The organism is Streptomyces sp. NPDC111802, from assembly GCF_055634335.1.
On the sequence record NZ_JBVKCZ010000005.1, the window covers coordinates 288257 to 311866 of the forward strand.

Genomic DNA, 23610 nt, shown 5'->3' on the forward strand with positions numbered 1-23610 from the left:
GCATAGGAATGCCGACGGCCGGGAACCTATTCGGTGCCCGGCCGCCGGCATTGACTCCATGCTCGGGTCAGACCTCTTGCCGTTGACCTTCGAGCTCGCGCGCTATATGCAGCCAGATTTCCCCGCAGGAACGCGCCACGGCCGCGATCTCATTGACCCAGTGCGGGGGCACGCCCTCGACGCCCGCCACCACGTCCCGGGTGTCGATCGTGTGCGTGTCGTACCAGCGGAACAGGGACCTGCCGGACTCCGAGTACCGCAGCAGCGGGTCCTGCAGAAGCTTGGAGCGCAGCGCCGACCAGTCGGCGGGGCCCACCGCGGCCGGCTTCGGGCGGGAGGGCGAGGGCTGATCATCGATCGTGCGTTCGACAGGCAGGTCAGGCCTGTCCTCCTCGCCGGACCCGGCGTCCTTCCCGGACAGCCGCAGCTTCGGGGGGAGCGGGTCGGCCCCCCGTTGGATCCGCTGGCGGACATCCCGCGCCGTGGCGACCGAAACCCCCGCTTGACGTGCTACTTCCCGCAGGGGCATCTCCGGGTAGGCCGTGACGACCTCGCTGGCGCGCAGCCGTCCCTGGCTGTAGTTGACCGGCCGGTATCTGCCGTCCCGACCCAAACGTACGTTCAACTGCGCCGGGTTCGCAGTTGAACGCTCCATGATCGCCCTGCGCAGAGTGGCCACGGTTCTCGCGGCCAGGCCGGTCACCGCCGCGACAGCCCGGTCGGACCAGTGGGGCTGCGCCGTGAGCACCCGGCGCGCGGCCGCCTCACGGTCCGCCCGCGACAGCGGCAGCCCATGCGTGACGTTCTCCTTCACCGCGATGAGGAAGCTCAGTTCCTCGGGGCCCTCGAAGTACCGGACCTCAATGGTCTCCTGGCCTTTCATCAACGCCGCCATAAGCCGATGCGAGCCATCGATGACGCGCATAGAACGACGGTGCACGATAATCGGCGGAAGCGAGTGTTCGACATCCGCAAGGGTCTGGGCATGCGAATGATCCTCCCCATCCAGACGGGGAGAGTCACCGGGTAGTATCGACTTTATTGGAACGGATTCGGTCGGACTCAACTCGACAGATAAGCCATGGCGCACTTCAAGGAGTTCGCCGGAAATATCGGTGTCGTTCTCTCGGAGCCCCTCCGCAGCAAGCACATCCCCCGCGTAATCCATTCAAGAATCCCCTCCCGAGAAATTGCCAACGCTCCCACCTGCGCTATTCCTAGGAATACGGATCTCACTCGCCGTGCCACTTCTCTTTTGTCGTGAAGCAGAACATCGAGAATGCCGCCGGACTGTTGAGAAGGTTACTTCAGCGGGTGCTTGCTGTCACCTGTTGCACATGAGGCCACGGCGCGGGCGGGACTGCGCAACTCGGCGAAGGTGGATTATTTCCTTCGAGCGGGTGACACGTGCATACTTTGCGGGATCGAGTCAATGCGAACGCTCGCGGCGCGGTCCACCGGGTGACTTTGCACTAGCGAGTGCTCGGCGGTCCTCGCGGGGCGTCCACCGACGGCGAAGCGGGCGCCCTCGTATCGAGGGCGCCCGCTTCGGTGGGTGCGTCAGGCCGGCGTCCTGACCGCGGAGCCCGCCGGGGACGGCTGCCGTACCACACGGCGGCGTCGGGCCGGGATGCCCATCGTCGGGTTGGCCACGCCCCAGACGGCGCCCTTGCACACCAACTCCTTGTAGACGGCGGCCAACCGGCCGGTGAGGGCCGCGTTCACAGCGCGGTCGTCGGCGGTGACGTACTGGATCAGGCCCTCCTTGCGGCCCAGCGAGACGCACTGGTTGAAGTAGCGCAGCGGCGCGTTCGGGAGCTTGCCGCCGGTCAGCCGGGCCGCGATGGAGTCGGCGGCCTGCCAGGCCATGGGGGTGCCCGAGGCGCAGGACATACGCAGCGGCTTGTCGCCGGGGCCCATCGCCATGGCCGCGTCGCCGATGGCGTACACCTCCGGATGCGAGACCGAGCGCATGGTCCCGTCGACCACGATCCGGCCGGTGCCGGTGACCTCCAGGGTGGTGGCCCGCGCGATCGGGTGGACGGCGAAGCCGGTGGTCCAGACGGTGACCGCGGCCGGGATCGTGGCGCCGTCGGCGGTGGTCACCCGGTCCGGCCCGACTGCGGTGACGGCGGCGTGCTCGTGCACCGTGATGCCGAGCCTGCCGAAGACCTTGCGCAGGTGGCGGGCGCCCTTGGGGGAGAGCCAGTCGCCGAGTCCGGCGCGGGCGACGAGGGCGACGTCCAGGTCCGGGCGGGCCTCGGCGATCTCGGTCACGGCCTCCAGACCGGTGAGGCCGCCGCCGACCACGACCACGGGCCGCCCGGCCTCCAGACCGGCCAGGCGCTCGCGCAGCCGGAGCGCTCCGGGGCGACCGGCGATCTGGTGGGCGTGCTCGGCGGCGCCGGGTACGCCGAGGTCGTTCCAGGCGCTGCCGAGGGCGTACACGAGGGTGTCGTACTCCAGCTCCTCGGGCTCGGCTCCCTCCTCACCGTGCGGGTCGACGACGCTGACCCTCCTGCGGTCGACGTCGACGCCCGTGACCCTCGCCTGCCGCAGTTCGACGCCGGTGCCCGCGAACATCTCGCTGAAGGGCCGGGGCCTGAGGTCCTGTCCGACGGCGAGCTGGTGCATCCGTACGCGCTCGACGAAGTCGGATTCGGCGTTGACGAGGGTGATGGCGACGTCCTCGCGGTGCAGTCGCTTGGCGAGACGCCCGGCGGCGATGGCTCCGGAGTATCCGGCTCCGAGGACGACGATGCGGTGCTGCATGTCCGTACTCCTGTCTTCAGCGGGTTCGCCCCTTGAACCGGGCGGCCCGCCGATTACTGACAGAAGTACGGTGTGAAGCAGGTCACATGCTGATCAGAAGGCGATGAGCAGCGGCTCCCCGTGGTCCGAGGCCGCCCAGCGCTCCGTCGCGCGTTCGAGCTTGTCGGGGTTGACCTGGTTGCGGAACCCGGCGATGCCCTCGGCGGTCACCTCCAGGCACATGACGCCGACGACCCGGCCGGCGACGACCGCCACGACGGCGGGGTCGCCGTTGGCGACAGTGGCGTAGACCTCCGGCGAGCCACCGACCAGGGAGCGCTTGGCCTGGCTCGGCTTGAACAGGCCGCGCAGGAACTTCGCGACCGCGAGGGCGCCTTCGAACGCCTTGGCGCGGGCCGGGACCTTGCCGCCGCCGTCGCCGATCGAGACGGCGTCCTGGGTGAGCAGCCGTACCAGCGGCTCGGTACGGCCGCTGGTGGCGGCCTCGAGGAACTCCTCGACGATCCGCCGGGCAGCGGCCTCGTCGACCTCGGTGCGGGCCTTGCCGGCCGCGACATGCTTCTTGGCGCGGTGGAAGATCTGCTGGCTGGCGGCCTCGGTGAGGTCGAGGATCTCGGCGATCTCCCGGTGCGGATAGCCGAAGGCCTCCCGCAGCACGTACACCGCCCGCTCGCCCGGGGAGAGGCGCTCCAGTACGGCGAGGACCGCGTACGAGACCGATTCGCGCTGCTCGGCGGTCTCGGCCGGGCCGAGCAGCGGGTCCCCCGCGAGCAGCGGCTCGGGGAGCCACTGGCCCACGTAGGTCTCGCGGCGCGCGCGGGCCGAGGTGAGCTGGTTGAGGCACAGGTTGGTGAGCACCTTCGTCAGCCAGGCCTCGGGGACCTCGACGCGGTCGACGTCGGCGGCCTGCCAGCGCAGGAAGGTCTCCTGTACGGCGTCCTCGGCCTCGCTCGCGGAGCCCAGTAGGCGGTAGGCGATGGCCCCCAGACGGGGCCTTGCCGCCTCGAACCGGTCCACGTCGTTCAGGGTCAGGGCCATGGGCCGGATCCTAGCTTTCCCTTCGGGAGCCGTAATCGGGAGCCGTCTCGGGAGCCATCTTGGGAGCCCTCTGAGGAGCCCTCTGGGGATCATCGCTTCACGTGGCGCAGGGCCGCCGCCGGGGTAGGGGCACCCCGACACCGGGAACGCCCGACGCCAGGAACCCCACGCCCAGCACCCCGTCCGACAGAAAGCCGAGAGCATGGCCATCGACGTCACCGCCCTGCGGGCCCACTTCCCCTCCCTGGAGAGCGGCCTCGCCTTCTTCGACGGACCGGGCGGAACGCAGACCCCCCGCCAGGTCGCCGACGCCATCGCCGCGACGCTCACCGGCCCCCTGTCCAACCGGGGCGAGGTCAGCCCGTCCGAGCTCAACGCCGAGCGCGCCGTCACGGACTTCCGCGCCGCGTACGCCGATCTGCTGAACGTGCCCGCGAACGGCGTCGTCCACGGACGCAGCGCCACCCAGCTGACGTACGACTTCTCGCGCCACCTCGCCAAGACCTGGCGCGCCGGCGACGAGATCGTCGTCAGCCGGCTGGACCACGACGCCAACGTCCGCCCCTGGCTGCAGGCGGCCGAGCGGGCCGGGGTGGCGGTCCGCTGGATCGAGATCGACCCGGAGACCACGGAGCTGGATCTCGGCTCCTACGAGCGGGCCCTGACATCCCGGACCCGGCTGGTCGCGGTCACGGCGGCCTCCAACGTGCTGGGCACCAAGCCGCCCCTGCGCCTGATCGCCGACCGGGCCCATGGCGTCGGCGCCCTCGTGTATGTGGACGGCGTCCACTACGCCGCACACCAACTGGTGGACGTGCCCGCGCTCGGGGCGGACCTGTTCGTCTGCTCGCCGTACAAGTTCCTCGGACCGCACTGCGGGGTGCTCGCGGCGGCGCCCGAACTGCTCGGCACCCTGCGCCCGGACAAACTCCTGCCCTCCCCCGACACCGTCCCCGAGCGTTTCGAGTACGGCACCCTGCCGTACGAGATCCTCGCGGGCGCCACCGCGGCCGTCGACTTCCTCGCCGCGACCGACCCGGGCACGGGAACCACGCGCAGGGAACGGCTGGCCCACTCGCTGGGCGCCCTGCACACGCACGAGCGGTCGCTGCGGACCCGGCTCCAGGACGGCCTGCGGGCGTTGGACGACGCGGTCACCCTGCACTCGAAGGCCGCCGACCGCACCCCGACGCTCCTGATGACCCTCGAAGGCCACGACGCACGCGAAGCCCAGGCCCACCTGGCCGCGCGCGGCGTGGTGGCACCGGCGGGGTCGTTCTACGCCCACGAGCCCTTCACCGCGCTGAAGATCGAGAACCCCGCGTTGCGCGTGGGCCTGGCCCCCTACAACACCACCGACGACGTGGACCGCTGCCTCGACGCCCTCGCCGCCTTCCTCTGAACGAGCCGCCCCGGGCCGGACAATCACGGCCGGCCCCGCGAAAGCGCGGGGCCGGCCGTGATGTCCGCTTCCGTCAGAGGCTCGTGCCGGGGTCCTGCGGGCGGATGCGGCCGCGCCAGCCGCCGCCGGTACCGCCGCCCTCGACGTAGTCCTTGAAGCGGCGCATGTCCCCCTTGACCCGGCGGTCGATCAGGCCGAGCGCGTCCGCGCCCTTCTCGGCGGCGCCGGTCGGCTCGACGTCGATCGTGAGCTCGACCCGGGTGTGCGTGTCGTCCAGCCGCTCGAACCGGACCGAACCGCGCTGCCGGGTGTCACCGCCGACGGACCGCCAGGTGATCCGGTCGTCCGCCAGCTGGTCGACGATCTCCGTGTCGAACTCGCGCCGCACCCCGCCGATGCTGGTGGTCCAGTGGTTGTGCCGGTCGTCGAGCTGCTTGACCTCGTCGACGCCCTCCATGAAGTTCGGGAAGTCCTCGAACTGCGTCCACTGGTCGTACGCCCTGCGGAGCGGGACCTCCACGTCGACCGTTTCCTTGACCGTGCTCATCGATCCCTCCTGGTCCGCTCGTCATGGGGGTCGGCCACGGTGGCCGGCCCTGCGCGTGTACGAGGCGCCGGGTACCCGGGAAATCCGGCGTAAAAGATCGTCGGCGCCCCGGTCCGCGTGTCAGGCCCGCGGAGGGGAACTCGGCGGCCATGAACGCCGAGAGAGAATTCCACGGTTCCCACTGGCTCGAGACCGCGCCGCCCGGCGCCCCCGCTCCCCCACCCGCCGGCGACCTCACCGTCGACGTCGCCGTGGTCGGCGGCGGCATCGCGGGGCTCAGTACGGCCTGGGAACTGACCCGGCGGGGACGCGAGGTGGCCGTCCTGGAGGCGGGGCGCCTCGCGGCCGGCGTCACCGGGCACACCACGGCCAAGCTCACCGCCCTGCACACCCTGGTCTACGACCGCCTGCGCCGCACCCGCGGCCCCGAGGGCGCACGGCTGTACGCCCGCTCGCAGTCCGCCGCGATCCGGCACGCCGCCGAGACCGTGGCGGAGCTGGGCATCGACTGCGAGTGGGAGGAGGCGGCGGCCTTCACCTACGCCGAGGACCCGGGGCGCGTCGGGGAGCTGCGGGCGGAGGCGGAGGCGGCACGTGAGGCGGGCCTGCCGGCCGAGTTCGTCACGGAGACGGAGCTGCCCTTCCCGGTCGCCGGAGCGGTCCGGGTGAGCGGCGAGGCCCAGTTCCATCCCCGCAAGTACCTGCTGGCACTCGCCGACGACCTGCTCCGGGGCGGCGGCTCGGTGTACGAGGACACCCGGGTCGTCGGGCTCAGCGAGGGCGAACCCTGTGTGCTGAAGACCGACGCGGGGGTGTCGGTGCGGGCCCGCGAAGTCGTGATCGCCACGCACTACCCCGTCTTCGACCGGGCCCTGCTGTTCACCCGGCTGTCGCCGCGCCGGGAGCTGGTGGTGGCCGGGGCCATCGACGCGGAGCGGGCCCTGCGTGACATGTACATCACCCCCGAGCAGGGCACCCGCTCCGTGCGCACGGCACCGCTCGGCGACGGCGAGCGCCTGCTGATCGTCACCGGGGAGCACTTCACCCCCGGCGCCGCCGACGTGGAGAAACGGTTCGCCCGGCTGTCCGGCTGGGCCGAGAGCCGCTTCCCCGAGGTCACGCTCACCCACCGGTGGGCCACCCAGGACAACGACTCCACCGACTCCGTCCCGCTCATCGGACCACTGCACCCCGGAAGCCGCCACACCTATGTGGCGACCGGGTTCGGCGGCTGGGGTCTCAGCAGCGGCATCATGGCGGGCCGGCTGCTCGGCGACCTCATGACCGGCCACGAGGTCGAGTGGAGCGGCCTGTACGATCCCCGCCGGCTGGTCTCCGTGATGCGCGAGGGCGGCGCGTTCCTGAAACACCAGGCCCAGGTGGCCCGGCACTTCGTCGGTGACCGGATAGTGCCGCTGACCGGGCCCGCGCCGGAGGACATCGCGCCCGGCGACGGCGCCGTGGTGCGGATGGGCACGGGGCAGTACGCCGTGCACCGCGACGAGAACGGTCAACTCCGGGCGGTGTCCGCCCGCTGCACCCACCTCGGCTGCCTCGTCGCCTTCAACCGTGCCGAACAGGCATGGGAGTGCCCCTGCCACGGCTCCCGCTTCGCACCGGACGGCCGTATCCTCCAGGGCCCCGCCGTACGGCCACTGAAGAAGCGCGACCTGTGACGGGTCCGACGTTTTCCGGCCATGGCCCGAGGGAACCCGGTCGGACGTCATCGAGAGCCGGTTGAGGCTCCTTTCACAGTGAGACCAGAGAGAAGTTGAAGTGCCGTGACCGCGCGCACCCTCAAGAAGGAAGTCCTGCATGTGCCCGAGACCGGCTGGACGAAGTCCCGTCATCGCCGCGGCAAGGTGATACGGACGTGCGTCGCCGCCGTGGAGGACACGAGCTCGCAGCGCGCGGCCCGCGCGAACGCCGAGTCGAACATCGTCCGGGGCGAGGACTGAGCTGCCGTCCCGCGACGAGGACCGACGTACGCCACCGACCTCGGAGCGACGGTGAAGGCTCTCGTCATCAAGGCCCGGCCCTGTCCGTGACGCCGTCGCAGGCCCCCGGCTGACGAGACCACCGAGGAAGAAGTCATGACCGCCGACGCCCTCGCCGCCGCCCCTCCGCTGCGCTGCTGGGTCCCCCGCGGTGTCTACCCCCCGCAGACCGACAGCCGGCTCCTCGGGCGGGCGATGCGCCGCGAGGGGGTGACGGCACGCACGGACGTACTCGACCTCGGCACCGGAAGCGGCATTCTCGCCGTGGAGGCGGCACGCCTGGGCGGCCGGGTCACCGCCGTCGACATCTCCTGGCGGGCGCTGGCCGCCACCTGGTGCAACGCCCGGCTGAACGGCCAGACCCTGCGCGTGCGCCACGGCGACCTGGCGGGGGCGGTGCCGGGCCGCCGCTTCGACCTGGTGCTCTCCAACCCGCCCTATGTGCCCGCCCCCGGCCCCACACCGCCCAGGGGGCGCGCCAGGGCCTGGGACGCCGGACAGGACGGACGCCTGCTGATCGACCGCCTCTGCGACACCGCGCCCGCCCTGCTGCGGCCGACCGGGACGCTGCTGCTCGTCCACTCGCATCTGTGCGGCGTCGGCGCCACGCTGAGCCGCCTGGCGGACGTCGGTCTGCGCGCGGAGGTCGTCGACCGGATCCGGCTGCCCTTCGGCCGGGTCCTGCGGTCACGGCTGGCCTGGCTGAGCGGGCAGGGGCTGACCGGCGACGGTACGACAGAGGAGCTGGTGGTGATCCGTGCCGAACACACCTGAACGCCCCCGCCGGGTCCGCGTGCGCGTGCAGCGCGACGGACCGCTGCTGGTCGAGGGGCCGGTCGACGTGGTGGGCGAGGACGGCGAGGTGACGACCTCGAACCGGTTCGCCGTGGCGATCTGCACCTGCCGCCGCAGCCGGATCTTCCCCTGGTGCGACACCAGCCACCGCCGCCGCGGCGCGCGCACCGGCGAAGGCGGGGCCGCGTGAACCAGGTGAGCGCCCGACTCCAGTCACGGCACCGGCCACCGCCGTTGCCCGCGCCGCGCGGTGCGCTCTCTTCCGCCGTGACCGCGCTGCTGCGGGGCTCGGACCGACCGGACGCCGGGGGCCTTCCGACCCCGGAGCTCGCTTCCCCCTACGGCGACGACCTGCAACTGGCTCTCTACGTCCTCTACGAGCTGCACTACCAGGGCTTCCAGGACGTGCCCGAAGACCTTGAGTGGGACGGCGCGCTGCTGGCGTACCGCGGTGCGCTCGAGGACCGTTTCCTGGGCGCGCTGCGCCGGGACGTGCCGGTCGACGGCACCGACACGGCTTCGCGGGCCCTGGACGGGCTCCAGGTCGAACCGGTGGACGCCCCGGACAGCGTCTCGCACTTCCTCCGCGACGAAGGCAATCTCGAACATCTGCGCGAATACGCGGCCCTGCGCTCGCTGTACCACCTCAAGGAGGCGGACCCGCACGCCTGGGTCATCCCCCGGCTGCACGGGCGGGCCAAGGCGGCCATGGTCGCCGTCGAGTTCGACGAGTTCGGAGGCGGCCGCGCCGACGAGATCCACGCCCAGCTGTTCGCCGACCTGATGGCGGACCTCGGGCTGGACACGGCGTACGGAGCCTATGTCGACGCGGCGCCCGCCGAGGCGCTGGCCACGGTCAATCTGATGTCCCTGCTCGGACTGCACCGAGCCCGGCGCGCGGCACTCGTCGGGCACTTCGCCGCCGTCGAGGTCACCTCGTCCCCGGCCTCGCGCCGCCTCGCCGAGGCCATGGCCCGGGTGGGCGCGGGCCCGGCGGCCGTACGGTTCTACGCCGAGCACGTGGCGGCGGACGCCGTGCATGAGCAGGTCGTACGGCATGACGTCGTCGGCGGGCTGCTGGAGAGCGAACCGCGGCTGGAGGCCGACGTGGTGTTCGGGATCCGCGCGACCCTCCATCTGGAGGACCGGCTGGCGGCCGTACTGCTCGGCGCGTGGCGCGAGGGCGGCACGGCTCTTCGTCCGTCCCGGCCTGCCCGTTTTGTTGACGAGGCATCAAACAGCCCTGACGGGGTACCCCCCGGGCCGTGAGAATAAGCGTGCTGGATGCGGGGTCCAACACAGTCCGGCTGGCTGTGTGCGACGTGGGGGACGGGGTGCCGCTTCCGGTGCACACCGCGAAGTGGAAGTTACGGCTGTCCGAACAGGTCGACGGTGACGGCTGCCTCGGCGAGGAGGCCACCGAGCATCTGGTCAAGGCGCTGAACGCGGCCGTCGACATGGCGCGGCAGTGGGACGCGCCGGAGCCGCTGGCGTTCGCGACGGCCGTGGTGCGCGACGCGCCCGACCGGGCGGACGTCCTGGATACGGTGCACAGCCGGACCGGGCTGCGGCTGCGGGTACTGCCGGGCGAGGCGGAGGCCCGTCTGACGTTCCTGGGCGCCCGGCGCTGGATGGGCTGGCGCTCGGGGCCGCTTGCGCTCTTCGACATCGGCGGGGGCTCCCTCGAAGTGGCCTTCGGCCGGGGCCGTACACCGGAGTTCGCGGCCTCCCTGCCGCTGGGCGCCAACCGGCTCACCAACGAGTTCTTCCGCACCACCGACCCGCCCATGACGTCCGAGGTACTCGCCCTGCGCCGCAAGGTGCGGCACGAGTTGCGGGACGTCTCCGCGCGCATCCGCTGGGAGCATCCGCACACCGCCGTCGCCACCTCACGGACCTTCCAGCAGCTGGCACGGCTCTGCGGCGCCGCTCCGGGCCGGCACGGCCCGTTCATCGAGCGGGTGCTGAGCCGACGCGACCTGCGCCGCTCGGTCGACCGGCTGGTCGGACTGTCCGTCGCCGAGCGGGCCGGGCTGCCCGGCATCTCCGCGCCGCGCGCCCGGCAGTCCCTGGCGGGGGCGATCATCGGCCACTCCGCGATGAAGCTCAGCGGCCTGAAGACCCTCATGATCTGCCCCTGGGCCCTGCGCGAGGGCATCCTCCTGCGCTACCTGGAGGAGGGCTCCGACTGGTGGGCCGACCTGGAACGCCACGACGCACTGAGCCAAAGCCGCGCCGGAGCCCCGCCGACCCCACGATCCCTACGCGTGGCCCCGCCCTCACCGGTGTCCTGAAGCAAAACCGACGAGCACGGACTCGGCTGGGCGACCGGGCGGCGACACGTCTGGGGGTTGGGCCGCCTGGCGGTCCGGGGTCCGGGGGTCCAGGGGGCCGGCGGTACTGGGGGGCCGGCGGTCCAGGGGGCCCGGCGGTCCAGGGGGCTGGGCGGTCCAGGGGGCTGGGCGGTCCAGGAGTCCGGGGGGCCGGGCGGCCGGGCGGCCGGGCGGCCGGGGTCCAGGGTCCGGGGGGCCGGGGGTTCGGGGGTCCGGCGGCCCAGCGGCAACACCCGCACGCCGACCGGGCGGTGACACCTCCGCAGGCCAGGCCACCCGGCGGCCCAGCAGACCGGCGGTCCGGGGGTCCGGGGGGGGCCGGGGGCCAGGGGGCCGAGGGCCAGGGGGCCGAGGGCCAGGGGGCCGAGGGCCAGGGGGCCGAGGGCCAGGGGGCCGAGGGCCAGGGGGCCGAGGGCCAGGGTCCAGGGTGCAGGGTCCGGAGTCCAGGAGTCCAGGAGTCCAGGAGTCCGGGGGCCGGGGCCGGGGGCCCGGGGGCCAGGGTGCAGGGCCCGGGGTCCAGGAGTCCGGGGGCCGGGGCCGGGGGCCGACGGTCCAGGAGTCCGGCGGTCCGGGGTCCGGGCGGCCCAGCGGCAACACCCGCACGCCGACCCGGCGGTACACCTCCGCAGGCCAGGCCGCCCGACGACCCAGCGGACCGACGGACCGGCGGCAATCCGCATGCCGACCCGGCGGTGGCATCTTCGCCGGCCAGGCCACCCGGCGACCCAGCGGACCGACGGTCCAGGGGCCCGGGGGCCCGGAGTCCGAGGCCGGGGGCCCGGGGGCCAGCGGCAAGGCCCGCAGGCCAGGCCACCCGGCGACCCAGCAGACCGGCGGTCCAGAGTCCAGAGTCCGGGGCACGGGGCCGGGGGCCGGGGTCCGGGGCCGGGGGCCGGGGGCCGACGGTCCAGGAGTCCGGCGGTCCGGGGTCCGGCGGCTCAGCGGCAACAGCCGCACGCCGGCGGTGGCACCTCCGCAGGCCAGGCCGCCCGACGACCCAGCCGACCGGCGGTCCGAGGGTCCAGCGGTCCCGGGGGTCCGGCGGCAACCCGCACGCCGACCAGGCGGTGGCACCTCCGCAGGCCAGGCCGCCCGACGACCCAGCCGACCGGCGGTCCGAGGGTCCAGCGGTCCCGGGGGTCCGGCGGCAACCCGCACGCCGACCAGGCGGTGGCACCTCCGCAGGCCAGGCCGCCCGACGACCCAGCGGACCGGCGTACCGGCGGACCGGCGGACCGGCAGACCGGCGGACCGGCAGACCGGCGGACCGGCAGACCGGCGGACCGGCGGACCGGCAACCCACCGGCAACACCCACCCACCGCCCGGGCCAGTAACCCCTCCGCATGCCGGCCACGCCCCGGGGAACCCGGCCCCCATGGGTGCAAACCACGCTGAGGCTCCGGTTCTGGAGGCCCTCATCCGGTATCAGGACGTCGACGAGCTGGGGTTCACGCCTCCCGGCCACAAGCGGGCCCGCGGTGCGGATCCGCGTGCCCGCGCGGTGCTGGGCGATGCCGTCTTCTTCGGCGACGTCCTGGCCAACGGCGGTCTGGACGACCGGCTCACCCGTGGCCAGGTGCTGGTCCGGGCCGAGCAGTTGATGGCCGATGCCGTGCACGCGGAGCACACGTTCTTCTCGACCTGCGGCAGTTCTCTGTCGGTGAAGGCCGCCATGCTGGCGGTGACGTGCCCCGGCCACCAGCTTCTCGTCGGGCGCGACGCGCACAAGTCGGTGGTCGCCGGACTCATCCTGTCCGGCGTCGACCCGGTGTGGGTGGAGCCCCAGTGGGACGCCACGCGGCACCTCGCCCATGCGCCTTCCGCGGCCGCCTACGACCGGGCGTTCGCCGAGCATCCGGACGCCGACGGGGCTTTGGTCACCAGCCCCACGCCATACGGCTCGGCGGCCGATCTCGCCGGCATCGCCGAGGTCTGCCATCGACGCGGCAGGCCGCTCATCGTGGACGAGGCGTGGGGAGCCCATCTGCCGTTCCACGACGACCTGCCGGCGTGGGCCATGGACGCGGGCGCCGACATCTGCGTCACCAGCATCCACAAGATGGGCAGCGGCCTGGAGCAGGGCTCGGTCTTCCACCTCCAGGGCGACCTCATCGACCCCGCCGAACTGGCCTCCCGGGCCGACCTCCTCGGCACGACCAGCCCGAACGTCCTGATCTACGCCGGCATAGACGCCTGGCGTCGGCAGATGGTCCAGCACGGCCACGAACTCCTCGGCGGGGCCCTGGAGCTGGCCGCACGCACCCGCACGGCCATCGAGGAGATCGACGGTTTCCACGTCAACGACGCCAATGACTTCTGCGGTCCCGGCCTCGCCGCCGACTTCGACCCGCTCCCGGTCGTCATCGACCTCGCCGAACTCGGCACCAGCGGCTACCGGGCGGCCGACCGGCTGCGGACCCACCACCACATCGACGCCCACCTGTTCGACCACCGGCGCATCAGCACTCAGCTGACCCACGCCGACGACGAGCAGACCACGGCACGGCTGCTCACGGCCCTGCGCGAGCTGGCCGACCATGCGGCGGAACTGCGGGACGCCCCTCAAGTCGCCGTCCCGTCCCCCGCCGAACTGCGGACGGACCAGGTCCTGCTGCCCCGGGACGCCTATTTCGCGAGGTACGAGAAGGTCCCCACCACCGAGGCCGCCGGCCGGATCGCCGCCGAGATGATCACTCCCTACCCGCCCGGCATCCCCGTCGTACTGCCCGGTGAGCGCCTGACCGAGCCGGTGCTGAAGTACCTGGCCACCGGGGTCGAGGCCGGTATGTTCCTGCCGGACGCGGCCGACCGCGACCTCGACACCGTACGGGTGGTCGCGGAAGAGGGGGAAGGCGGGGAAGACGCGGACGGCTGAGCGCGCGCCGCGCCGCCCCCCGAAGCCCTACCGCCCGCCGCCGCCCCGCAGACACCGCCGCAGCTCCTCCGCGTACGGCACGGCGACCCCCAGCCCGATCACCGCGGCGAGCCCCGCGAGATACGCGCCCTTCAGCGGGCGCTCCTTGGGCCGCAGGCGCCAGTCATCCGGGTGCGGTCCACCGCGCAGTGTCGCGCGGACCTGGTCGGGGTGCAGACAGGCGGTGAACGCCAGAGCCGTGAGCGGAAGCACCTCCAGGAAGCTGTGGATGTGCTGCTCGATCGGCTTGATCTCGCGTTCGCCGGTGGCCAGCGACACGTCGTACAGGGCGGTCGCGCCGTGCGCCACCGCGGCCGCGCCCATCGTGGTGAGCACCAGGGGGTTCACCCGGGCCAGCAGCCCCATGACGACCGGCACCCCGGCCTCGGTCATCATCAGCGCGTGGACCGCGGACTCCTTGGTGCCGCTGGTGCGCTCGATGTGCGTCCGCCGGTGCATCCACCAGTCCGCGAGCCCGGGCACCACCCACAGCGGCAGAATCCCGAGCAGCAGGAAGCGGCGGGCGGCGTCCTCGACATCCGCCGAGTGGGGCGGTGCCGGCGGCTCGCCGGTCCGCCGCCAGGGGCGCCGAGCCTTGCGGGGCAGAACGCGTACTGCCATGGGGGCCTCCCGTGAACGTCTCGAGCGTGCCGCCTCCCAGTACCCGCCCCGCCCCCGTGAACACCCCCCGCCCATCCCGTTAGCCCGGTCGGGCCACCGGGTACCCGGCGCCGCGTCACCGCAACCGCGAACACCGCCTCACCTGGGAGAACGTGATGCCCGACTTCGGATACTTCCTGTCGTCCGAGGAGCACAGCCCGGCCGAACTCGTCGAACAGGCCCGGATGGCCGAGCAGGCCGGCTTCGACTCCCTGTGGATCTCGGACCACTACCACCCCTGGAACGACGACCAGGGCCAGAGCCCTTTCGTGTGGACGGTGATCGGCGCCCTCTCCCAGGCCGTCTCACTGCCCGTGGAAACGGCGGTGACCTGCCCCCTCGTCCGCACGCATCCCGCCGTGATCGCCCAGGCGGCCGCCACCAGCGCGGCCCAGCTCGGCGGCCGTTTCCGGCTGGGGGTCGGCACCGGTGAGGCCCTCAACGAGCACATCCTGGGCACCCACTGGCCCGAGGCATCGGTCCGGCTGGAGATGCTGGAGGAGGCACTGCAGATCATCCGGCAGCTGTTCACGGGCGAGCGGATCAGCCACCGCGGCAAGCACTACACGGTGGAGAACGCCCGCCTCTACACGCTGCCCGACGAGCCGGTGCCGATCGACGTCTCCGCCTTCGGCCCGCAGGCCGCCGAGGTCGCCGCGCGCATCGGCGACGGGCTGATCACGATGACGCCCGACACCGCCATGGTCGAGCGCTTCCGCCGGGGCGGGGGCGGCGCCAAGCCGGTGTACGGCGGGCTCAAGGTGTGCTGGGGCCCGGACCGGCAGGCAGCGCAGCGCACCGCGCACCGCCTGTGGGCGAACGAGCATCTGCCCGGGGAACTCGGTCAGGTCCTGCCCACCCCGAGCCACTTCGAGCAGGCGTCCACGCTGGTCTCCGAGGAGCAGGTGGCGGCCGCCGTACCGTGCGGCGACGACCCGGACGCGCATCTGCGGGCCCTGTCCGAGTTCGTGGACGCCGGGTTCGACACCGTGTACGTCAACCAGATCGGCAAGGACCAGCAGGGCTTCTTCGACTTCTACCGCACCAAGATCCTGCCGGCCCTGCGCGGCTGACGGGCGCTGAGGGGCAGGCGAGGCCGTGAACGGGTCCGCGGACACGAGAGGGCTCGCCCTCATCGTGATCGACATGATCAACACCTACGACCACGAGGACGCCGACCTGCTCGAACCGTCCGCCCGCCGCGTCGTGCCCGTCCTGGTGGACCTGATCGGCAGGGCGCGGGACGCGGACGTACCCGTGATCTACGTGAACGACAACTTCGGGAGCTGGCGCTCCCACCACGGGGAACTCGTCGACACCGCGCTCGCGGGTCCGCACGCCGAGCTGATCGAGCCGATCAAGCCCGACGCCGACTCGCTGTTCGTGGTGAAGGCCCGGCACTCGATCTTCTACGAGACGCCCTTGTCCTATCTGCTGTGGAAGCTGAGCGTGCGCCATGTGGTGCTGTGCGGTCAGGTGACCGAGCAGTGCGTGCTGTACTCGGCGCTGGACGCGCACATCCGCCACCTCGGCGTCACCGTGCCGCAGGACGCGGTCGCCACCATCCATCCGCACTTGGCGGAAGCCGCCCTGGAAATGATGGACCGCAACATGGGCGCCCGGATCGTGCCGGCGAAGGCGGTCGACTTCGGGCCGGCCCCCCGATAGCGCGCTCCGCCCGCCGCCGTTACGCGCGCCGCACACGGGTACCCGTCGCCGCACCGGAGCAGACCCCGCAGAGCACGGAGGCCCGACCATGAGCAAGCGCGCCCTCGGAGCACCTCCCGCCGGTCTGGTGCCCGCGCTGCGTGCCGAGACCGACGCCGAGGTCCGGTTCGACCCCGGCAGCAGGGCCGCCTACGCCACGGACGCCTCCAACTACCGTCAGCCCCCGCTCGGAGTCGTGGTCCCCCGCACCGTCGACGCCGGTGCCCGCGCCGTGGAGGTGTGCGCCCGGCACGGTGTCCCCGTCACGTCCCGGGGCGGCGGCACCAGCCTGGCCGGACAGGCGACCAACACGGGCGTGGTGATCGACTGGAGCAAGTACTGCCACGCCCTGGTCCGCGTCGATCCCGACGCCCGTACCTGTGTGGTGGAGCCGGGCATCGTCCTCGACGAGCTCGACCGGCAACTCGCCGTACACCGGCTGAAGTTCGGGCCGAAACCCTCGACGCACAGCCACTGCTCGCTGGGCGGGATGATCGGCAACAACTCGTGCGGGGGCTCGGCGCAGGCGTACGGCAAGACGGTCGACAACGTCCGCCGGCTGGAGGTCCTCACCGCCGACGGGCTGCGTATGTGGGTGGGCCCGACATCGCCGGACGAGCGGGCGCGGATCGCCGCCCGCGGAGGGCGCGAGGCGGAGATCTACGCCGGCCTCGACCGCCTCGTCACCGAGTACCTGGCGGACATCCGCCGCGGCTTCCCGAAGCTGCCGCGCCGGGTCTCCGGCTACAACCTCGACTCGCTGCTGCCGGAGAACGGCTTCGACGTCGCCCGCGCCCTCGTCGGCAGCGAGGGCACCCTGGTCACCGTCCTGCACGCCGAGCTCGAACTGGTCCCGGTCCCCCCGTGCCAGTCGCTGCTGGTCCTCGGGTACGACGACATCTGCCGGGCCGCCGACGCCGTACCGCGGCTGCTGGAGCACTGCTCCCCCAGCCAACTGGAGGCCCTGGACGGGCGGATGGCGCAGCTGATGCGCGAGGAACACGCCTACCTCGACTCCCTCGACGCGCTTCCGGAGGGCGACAGCTGGCTGCTGCTGCAGTTCAGCGGGGACAGCCGGGAGGACGTCGACGAGCAGGCGCAGGCGCTGCTCGCGGCCGTCGGCCGTAGCGAGAAGGACGCCTCGGTGGCCTTCTCCGACGACCCGGAACGCGAGCAGCGGATGCTCAAGGCCCGCGAGGCCGGCCTCGGGGTGACCGCCCGCCCGCCGGACGACCGCGAGACCTGGGAGGGCTGGGAGGACTCCGCCGTACCGCCCGAGCGGCTGGGCGACTATCTGCGCGACCTGAAGCGGCTGTTCGCGGAGTTCGACTACGACCACCCGTCCCTGTACGGCCACTTCGGACAGGGCTGTGTGCACACCCGGATCCCCTTCGGACTGACCACGGCCCCGGGCGTGGCGGACTTCCGCCGTTTCCTGGAGCGGGCCGCGGACCTCGTGGCCTCCTACGGCGGCTCGCTGTCCGGTGAGCACGGCGACGGCCAGGCCAGGGGCGAGCTGCTGACCCGTATGTTCGGCGAACGGCTCGTGACCGCCTTCGGGGAGTTCAAGTCGCTGTTCGACCCCGGAAACCTGATGAACCCCGGCAAGGTCGTCGACCCGAACCCGGTCGACGGGCAGTTGCGCCTGGGCCCCGACTGGCGCCCGGCCCCGTCGGACACCCACTTCGGCTACCCGGAGGACGACCACTCCTTCACCCGCGCGGTGCTGCGCTGCGTCGGCATCGGCAACTGCCGCTCCCAGCAGGGCGGGGTGATGTGCCCCTCCTACCGGGCCACCCGGGAGGAGGAGCACTCGACGCGCGGCCGTGCCCGGCTGCTGTTCGAGATGCTCGACGGACATGCCGACCGGACGGTCACCGACGGCTGGCGCTCGACCGAGGTCCGTGACGCCCTCGACCTGTGCCTGGCCTGCAAGGGCTGCAAGTCGGACTGTCCGACGGGCGTGGACATGGCCACCTACAAGGCCGAGTTCCTCGCCCACCACTACGCCGGCCGGCCGCGCCCCGCCGCGCACTACTCGATGGGCTGGCTGCCGCTGTGGGCCCAGCTGGCCGAGCGCGCACCCCGCCTGGCGAACAGCGTCCTGAGCTCCCCCGGTCTGGGCCGGGCAGGGCGCCGGCTCGCGGGCGTGGATCCGGCCCGGCAGCCCCCGGTCTTCGCCGAGCGGTCCTTCGTACGGTGGTGGCGGGCCCTCGGCACCGAGCCGCCCGACCCGGCCGACCCGGCGACGGTGCTGCTGTGGCCGGACACCTTCGGCAACCACTTCCACCCGTCGGTGGCGATATCGGCGGTACGGCTCCTCGCGGACGCCGGCTTCCGCGTCGCCGTCCCCGAGGAGCCCGTCTGCTGCGGACTGACCTGGATCTCCACCGGCCAACCGGCCCTGGCGAAACGGGTGTTGCGCCGCTCGCTGCGGATCCTGCGGCCGTACCTCGACGCGGGCACCCCCGTCGTCGGCCTGGAACCCTCCTGCACGGCCGTTCTGCGCTCCGACGGCCCCGAACTGCTCCCCGACGACCAGGACATCCGGCGGCTGGCGGAGCGGACCCGCACCTTCGCCGAGCAGCTCGTGCACCACGCGCCCGGCGGCTGGGACCCGCCCCGGCTGTCCCGTGGGGCGACCGTGCAGACGCACTGCCACCAGCACGCGGTCCTGGGCTTCGACGCGGACCGGGAGCTGATGCGCCGCGCCCGGCTGAACGCCGATGTCCTCGACGAGGGCTGCTGCGGACTCGCCGGGAACTTCGGCTTCGAACGCGGGCACCACGAAGTCTCCATGGCGGTGGGTGAGTTGGGGGTGCTGCCCGCTGTCCGGGACGCGCCGCCCGGAGACCTGGTGCTCGCCGACGGCTTCAGCTGCCGTACCCAGATCGAGCAGGGCGACACCGGCCGCCGCGCGCTGCACCTCGCCGAGGCGCTGGCCCTCGGTCTCGACGGCAACCTGCCCTCCGAGCACCCCGAGCGACTGGCCCGGCGTACCGACCCGCCGTCCCGCACGGCCCGTTGGGCGACCACCGCGGGCGCCGCCGCACTGACGGGTGCCGCCGCCCTGGGAGCCGTGGCCCGGCTGCGCCGCTCCTGACCGTCACCCGCTCGGCGCCTGCCGGGCGGCCGGCTCGCGGGGCGTGGGTGTGACGGCCGGCGGCGTGAGGGTCGTCAGCGCGATGCGGTCGCCGGGGCGGGTGCGGGCGTAGAACCACTTGGCGTCCTCGGCGTCGAGGCCGATCCAGTCACCGACGGTTTCGTACTCGCCCACGGCCATCGGCTTGGTGTAGGTGCCGATGTAGAGGACCTGGTCCCGTGTGTCGCGCAGTTCGATCACGTAGGGAACGCTCACCTTCACGGGGCCCTTGGAGGGCACCTCGGCGGCCAGGTCCAGCGAGGTGTGCCTGGCCGCCACCGTCAGCGGGCCCGTGAACCCGGTCCGGCGGTCGAAGACCGAGAGGACCGGCAGCACCCGGCCGCCGACCGTGAGGGTCCGCTCGGGGAGGCGGAGCGTGCCGGAGACGGGCACGGGGACGGCCGGGGACGGCGGCACGGACTGGGCCGGGCCGCTCCTCGTCCCGTCGGCCGCCGGGGTCCGGGGCCGGTCCTGCCGGTCCCGGTGCCCGTCGAGGGCCGGGGTCAGGGCGAGGCCCAGCAGCACCAGGGCCGCGGCGCCCGTGCCGACGATGGCGGCGGCACGGCGGCGCCTGCGGCGCATCGCACGGGCGCGGATCCCGGCCCCGTCGACGACCGGCTGGGTCGCCCGGCTCGCGGCCAACTCGCGTAGTGCGGCGGAGAGTTCATCGGACACGGCCGCTCTCCTCCCGTACCGGCCCGTCGGCCTCGTCCGCCGCGAGGCGCTTCGCCAGCGCCGCCCGCCCCCGCGCCAGCCTCGCCTTGACCGTGCCCACGGGCGCACCGGTCTCGGAGGCTACCTGCTGCACGCTCAGGTCACACAGATGGTGCAGGACGATCGCCATCCGCTGGGCCTCGGGCAGTTCACGCAGGGCGGCCACGAGCGCGGTGTGCTCGGGGTCGGGCCCCGGCGTGGACATGGGTGGCGGGGTGCGCCGTACCAGTTCCAGCCAGCGTTTCGCCCGCCGCCAGCGGCTCACCGCCAGCCGCATGGCCACCGTGCGGATCCACGCCTCGGGGGCACTGTCCGCCAGGAACTGCTGCCGCCGGTCCCAGGCCCGTACGAAGGCCTCCTGCACGACGTCCTGGGCCTCGCCGTGGTCTCCGGTGAAGGCGTACAGCTGTCCGGTCAGCCGGGGGAACACGGCCGCGTAGAAGGCGTCGAACTCGTCCTCGGTCATGCCCCCACCGGAATCCGTGTCCTCTCCTTGCAACCCGGCCACCTCCGCCGTGCGTACAGGTCCCGTAGGTCGCACAGGTCGCATCCAGCGAAGCGCAACCCCACAGGGAAGACGACGCACCCGGGCTCCAGGCTCCCTCTTCCTCAACGGAGTTGGCTCGTCGGCTGCTCAACCCACCGGCGTGTGCGGCCACGACCGTGTTCCCGAGTCGAAGGACCGCCCACGTGCCAGACACCCACGACGTGCTCCCCGCCGGCCATGACTTCGCCGCGTACGCCCGTGCCAGCTGGCCCCGGCTGGTCGGGACCGCGCGGCTGCTCACCGACGATCCGGGTGCGGCGGAGGAACTGGTGCACAGAACGCTGGTGCGGATGTGCGCCCGGTGGCGCCGCGTTCCGCGCGACGACGTGGACTTCCATGTACGGCGCGCTCTGGTGCGCGGCCATCTGCGCCCGTTGCGTGGACGGCGGGCCGCGCGGCGGCGGGCCGTTCTCGTGCTGCGGATCTGGGAGGGGCTCGGCGACGCGGAGACCGCACAGCTGCTGGGCTGCTCGGTGGGCGCGGTACGGGCCCGCTTCAGACACGGGCTGAGGGCGGCCGGCGCCGACCCCGGGCGGCTGCGCGAGGTGTACGCCCGTGCCGTGGCGGACATGGTGCCGTCCGAGGTGCCGCTGGCGGACGTGCTGGCGCGGGGCGGGGTGCGGCGGCGACGCCGTGTCGCCGTGGCCTGCGTCGCCGGTGCGGCGCTGCTGGCGCCGGCCGCGCTGCTCGCCGCCGACCGGGTCGCGGGCGGCGGTGAGCGGGGCGGGAGTGCCGGGGGCGGCGCTCGTTCGGCGACCAGCTCGATCCGGGTGGTGGCGCCGGGCGAGCGGGTGACCGCCGGGCCGGGGGTGCGGGTGTGGCTGACCTCCGACGGCGGGCACTGGTCGGTGCCCGTGGTCGTCCCCTGGGACAACAGTCGCCGCCCGCTCGACGAACCGGGCGTCGACGTGCGGATGGACAGCGTGAACGGCGGGTTCTTCCTGTCGGGCGTCTTCCGCGGGCTGGACGGCGAACCGGGCCGCGTCGAGGTGCGCACGGGCGAGGGAAGCGCCACCGCGAAAGTCCTGGTCCTGGCGGGCAGTCCGGGCTGGGGCCTGTGGTACGCGAGCGCACCCGTGCCCGAGAAGGACATCAAGTCGGCCCTGTCCACCGAAGGGGACGAGCGGATCGTCACGGTGTACGACACCGCCGGCAAGGTCGCCGCCCGGTCGGACCGCGAGTGGTGGCGGATATGAACCGCAACGGGAGCGACAGGGCACGGCAGTCGAGCGGGGCCACTGCGTCGGCGCCCCGGCACCGCGAGCGCGCCCCGCTGCGGATCCGGTTCCGCCGCACCCGGGGCCGGCGCCTTCGCCAGCTGGGCTGCCTCTTCGTCACGCTGGTCGCGACGCTGTGCGCGGCGGCCGTGGTGGCGTACCAGCTGACGACCATCCCGAAGCCGCACCCCGAGACCGTCACCCAGAGCACCGTGTTCCTCGACGCGGACGGCGCCTATCTGGGCCGGCGCGGCCCGGTCGACCGCCAGGACGTCCCGCTGTCCGCGATCCCCCGGCATGTGCAGGAGGCGGTGATCGCCGCGGAGAACCGCTCCTTCCGCACCGACAAGGGGATCTCACCGCGGGCCATCGCGCGGGCGACGCTCGCGACCCTGACGGGCGGCGACCCGCAGGGCGGCTCCACCATCACCCAGCAGTATGTGAAGAACGCGCTGCTCAGCCCGGAGCGTTCGCTGTCCCGCAAGGCACGTGAGGCGCTCATCGCGATCAAGCTGGACCGCACCCGCGGCAAGGACGAGATCCTGGAGGGCTATCTCAACACCGTGTACTTCGGCCGGGGCGCCGCCGGGATCCAGTCCGCCGCGCGCAACTACTTCGGCGTGGACGCGAGGAATCTGACGGTCGCGCAGGGCGCGGCGCTCGCGTCCATCGTCAACATCCCCTCGTACTACGAGAAGGCGGGCTCCGATCCGAGGGTGACGGCGAAGCTCCAAGACCGCTGGGAGTGGGTGCTCGACGCGATGGCGGCGGGCGGGAGCATCACGGCGCGGCAGCGGGCGGCGGCGCGCTTCCCGGCGTTCCGGTTCTATCCGCCGGGCGAGACCGAGGGGCAGCGGCAGTATCTGATCGACGTCGCCGCGAAGGAGGCGGCGGACCGGCTCGGCATCACCGAGGACCAGCTGGCGAGCGGCGGCTACAACGTGACGACCACCTTCGACCTGGCGCTCCAGGACAGTGCCACGCAGTTGGTCCAGGGCCATCCCGGGGGCAGGGGCGGCGTCCGGGTGCACACCGCCGTCGTGGGGATGGTGCCGGGCGACGGGGCGGTACGGCTGCTGTACGGGGGCTCGGACTACGCGCGCCAGCCGTTCAACGACGCGGTGAGCGGGGCGGTGGAGGCGGGGACGGCGCTGGACCCGTTCGGCAAGCTCGCGTGGGCGGGCGAGCCCCTGCGCCGGCTGGTCGCGACCCCGGCGCCGACCCCGCTGAACCTGACGGCGGCGTACGCGACGCTCGCGGCGGACGGTGCGTACGCGGCGCCGTACACCGTCGCACGCATCACCCGCGAGGGCCGCACCGTCTACCGGGCGCGACCCGACGTACAGCGGGTGCTGGGCGAGAAGGAGGCGATCCTGGCGGGCACCCGCGCGGGGGCCGGGCCAGCGCCCGTCGATGCCGTCGGCCCGGCGGCCACGGGGCTGTTCACCACCGGCGGGGCAGGCGGCGGCACCACCCGCCGAACCGTGTGGACCACCGGCTACGACAGCCGGCTCACCCTGACGGTCGCCCTGTTCGCCGACCGGACGGGCGCCAGGAAGGGCACGACGGTACCGGCGCGGCTGCCGAACGAGCCGTCGCCCGTCGAGTTCGCGGAGGGGGTGGCCGCGGGGATCCGGGAGGCCGTCGGCTAGTAGTGCTTCGTTAGGTTGCGGGTTGTCTGCGGCTGCTCCGAGGGCTGGGCAGGGGGCGTCCGCAGGTGGTGCAGGTGCCGGTCCAGCACCTCAGCAGGTCCTGAAGAACGTCGAGGACCTGGTAGAGGGTCAGGCCGGTGTGCGGACTTTTGGGTCGAGCCGCCTGAGGGTG

20 protein-coding genes are annotated in these 23610 nt (G+C 73.1%); 13 read left to right on the plus strand and 7 right to left on the minus strand.

Translation table 11 applies throughout. The annotated features are described in order from the left end of the window. Positions 1-67: 67 nt before the first annotated feature. The 3 genes from ACZ7NC_RS07610 to ACZ7NC_RS07620 all read right to left on the minus strand — a co-directional run bounded on the left by ACZ7NC_RS07610 (position 68) and on the right by ACZ7NC_RS07620 (position 3810). Positions 68-925 (minus strand): hypothetical protein, encoded by an 858-nt coding sequence (locus ACZ7NC_RS07610; protein WP_471485783.1) that lies wholly within the window; start codon positions 923-925, stop codon positions 68-70. Positions 926-1560: 635 nt separating this feature from the next. Then, the gene (locus ACZ7NC_RS07615) at positions 1561-2772 is read right to left on the minus strand and encodes an NAD(P)/FAD-dependent oxidoreductase (protein ID WP_471485784.1); all 1212 of its coding nucleotides are present in this window, start codon (positions 2770-2772) and stop codon (positions 1561-1563) included. Between the two features lie 93 nt (positions 2773-2865). Beyond that, positions 2866-3810 carry an RNA polymerase sigma-70 factor gene (locus ACZ7NC_RS07620; RefSeq protein ID WP_471485785.1) on the minus strand — a complete coding sequence of 315 codons (945 nt, stop codon included), beginning with the start codon at positions 3808-3810 and terminating at the stop codon, positions 2866-2868. 202 nt (positions 3811-4012) lie between these two features. Here ACZ7NC_RS07620 and ACZ7NC_RS07625 point away from each other — a divergent pair, with 202 nt between their 5' ends. Further along, positions 4013-5212, plus strand: coding sequence for a cysteine desulfurase-like protein (locus ACZ7NC_RS07625; RefSeq protein WP_471485787.1), 1200 nt, complete (start codon positions 4013-4015; stop codon positions 5210-5212). 73 nt (positions 5213-5285) lie between these two features. Here the strand turns inward: ACZ7NC_RS07625 and ACZ7NC_RS07630 are convergent, their stop codons facing one another. Beyond that, positions 5286-5759, minus strand: coding sequence for an SRPBCC family protein (locus tag ACZ7NC_RS07630; protein WP_471485789.1), 474 nt, complete (start codon positions 5757-5759; stop codon positions 5286-5288). A 149-nt stretch (positions 5760-5908) separates the two neighbouring features. Here ACZ7NC_RS07630 and ACZ7NC_RS07635 point away from each other — a divergent pair, with 149 nt between their 5' ends. The 7 genes from ACZ7NC_RS07635 (at position 5909) to ACZ7NC_RS07665 (ending at position 13760) form a co-directional block, all read left to right on the plus strand. Then, positions 5909-7435, plus strand: a complete 1527-nt coding sequence (locus ACZ7NC_RS07635) for an FAD-dependent oxidoreductase (RefSeq protein WP_471485791.1) — start codon at positions 5909-5911, stop codon at positions 7433-7435. A 105-nt stretch (positions 7436-7540) separates the two neighbouring features. Then, positions 7541-7717, plus strand: coding sequence for a hypothetical protein (locus ACZ7NC_RS07640; protein ID WP_471485792.1), 177 nt, complete (start codon positions 7541-7543; stop codon positions 7715-7717). Between the two features lie 135 nt (positions 7718-7852). Further along, entirely contained in the window at positions 7853-8530 is a 678-nt protein-coding gene (locus ACZ7NC_RS07645; protein ID WP_471485794.1) for a HemK2/MTQ2 family protein methyltransferase, read from the plus strand. Beyond that, positions 8514-8741, plus strand: a complete 228-nt coding sequence (locus ACZ7NC_RS07650; RefSeq protein WP_471485796.1) for a CDGSH iron-sulfur domain-containing protein — start codon at positions 8514-8516, stop codon at positions 8739-8741. The genes ACZ7NC_RS07645 and ACZ7NC_RS07650 overlap by 17 nt, the downstream gene beginning before the upstream one ends. A gap of 5 nt (positions 8742-8746) precedes the next feature. After that, positions 8747-9820: an iron-containing redox enzyme family protein gene (locus ACZ7NC_RS07655; RefSeq protein WP_471485841.1), complete on the plus strand. Its 1074-nt coding sequence runs from the start codon at positions 8747-8749 to the stop codon at positions 9818-9820. Then, entirely contained in the window at positions 9817-10845 is a 1029-nt protein-coding gene (locus tag ACZ7NC_RS07660; protein WP_471485798.1) for a Ppx/GppA family phosphatase, read from the plus strand. The genes ACZ7NC_RS07655 and ACZ7NC_RS07660 overlap by 4 nt, the downstream gene beginning before the upstream one ends. A gap of 1415 nt (positions 10846-12260) precedes the next feature. After that, the gene (locus ACZ7NC_RS07665; protein ID WP_471485800.1) at positions 12261-13760 is read left to right on the plus strand and encodes an aminotransferase class I/II-fold pyridoxal phosphate-dependent enzyme; all 1500 of its coding nucleotides are present in this window, start codon (positions 12261-12263) and stop codon (positions 13758-13760) included. 27 nt (positions 13761-13787) lie between these two features. On the opposite strand, the gene ACZ7NC_RS07670 is transcribed toward ACZ7NC_RS07665, so the two are convergent. Then, positions 13788-14420 carry a diguanylate cyclase gene (locus ACZ7NC_RS07670; protein ID WP_471485802.1) on the minus strand — a complete coding sequence of 211 codons (633 nt, stop codon included), beginning with the start codon at positions 14418-14420 and terminating at the stop codon, positions 13788-13790. Between the two features lie 155 nt (positions 14421-14575). On the opposite strand from ACZ7NC_RS07670, the gene ACZ7NC_RS07675 reads away from it, so the two are divergent. From ACZ7NC_RS07675 to ACZ7NC_RS07685, 3 genes are all read left to right on the plus strand, one after another. Continuing rightward, positions 14576-15532: an LLM class F420-dependent oxidoreductase gene (locus ACZ7NC_RS07675; protein WP_471485804.1), complete on the plus strand. Its 957-nt coding sequence runs from the start codon at positions 14576-14578 to the stop codon at positions 15530-15532. Between the two features lie 25 nt (positions 15533-15557). Continuing rightward, positions 15558-16127, plus strand: coding sequence for a cysteine hydrolase family protein (locus tag ACZ7NC_RS07680; RefSeq protein ID WP_471485806.1), 570 nt, complete (start codon positions 15558-15560; stop codon positions 16125-16127). Positions 16128-16215: 88 nt separating this feature from the next. Continuing rightward, positions 16216-19269, plus strand: coding sequence for an FAD-binding and (Fe-S)-binding domain-containing protein (locus ACZ7NC_RS07685; RefSeq protein WP_471485808.1), 3054 nt, complete (start codon positions 16216-16218; stop codon positions 19267-19269). A gap of 3 nt (positions 19270-19272) precedes the next feature. On the opposite strand, the gene ACZ7NC_RS07690 is transcribed toward ACZ7NC_RS07685, so the two are convergent. After that, a complete protein-coding gene (locus tag ACZ7NC_RS07690; protein WP_471485810.1) occupies positions 19273-19983 on the minus strand; it encodes a hypothetical protein in 711 nt (236 codons plus the stop codon). Beyond that, complete coding sequence (locus ACZ7NC_RS07695; RefSeq protein ID WP_471485812.1) at positions 19973-20488, minus strand: SigE family RNA polymerase sigma factor; 516 nt, start codon at positions 20486-20488, stop codon at positions 19973-19975. The genes ACZ7NC_RS07690 and ACZ7NC_RS07695 overlap by 11 nt, the downstream gene beginning before the upstream one ends. A 224-nt stretch (positions 20489-20712) precedes the next feature. Here ACZ7NC_RS07695 and ACZ7NC_RS07700 point away from each other — a divergent pair, with 224 nt between their 5' ends. After that, the gene (locus ACZ7NC_RS07700; protein ID WP_471485813.1) at positions 20713-21765 is read left to right on the plus strand and encodes a sigma factor-like helix-turn-helix DNA-binding protein; all 1053 of its coding nucleotides are present in this window, start codon (positions 20713-20715) and stop codon (positions 21763-21765) included. Then, entirely contained in the window at positions 21762-23438 is a 1677-nt protein-coding gene (locus tag ACZ7NC_RS07705; RefSeq protein ID WP_471485815.1) for a transglycosylase domain-containing protein, read from the plus strand. The genes ACZ7NC_RS07700 and ACZ7NC_RS07705 overlap by 4 nt, the downstream gene beginning before the upstream one ends. Positions 23439-23610 lie beyond the last annotated feature (172 nt).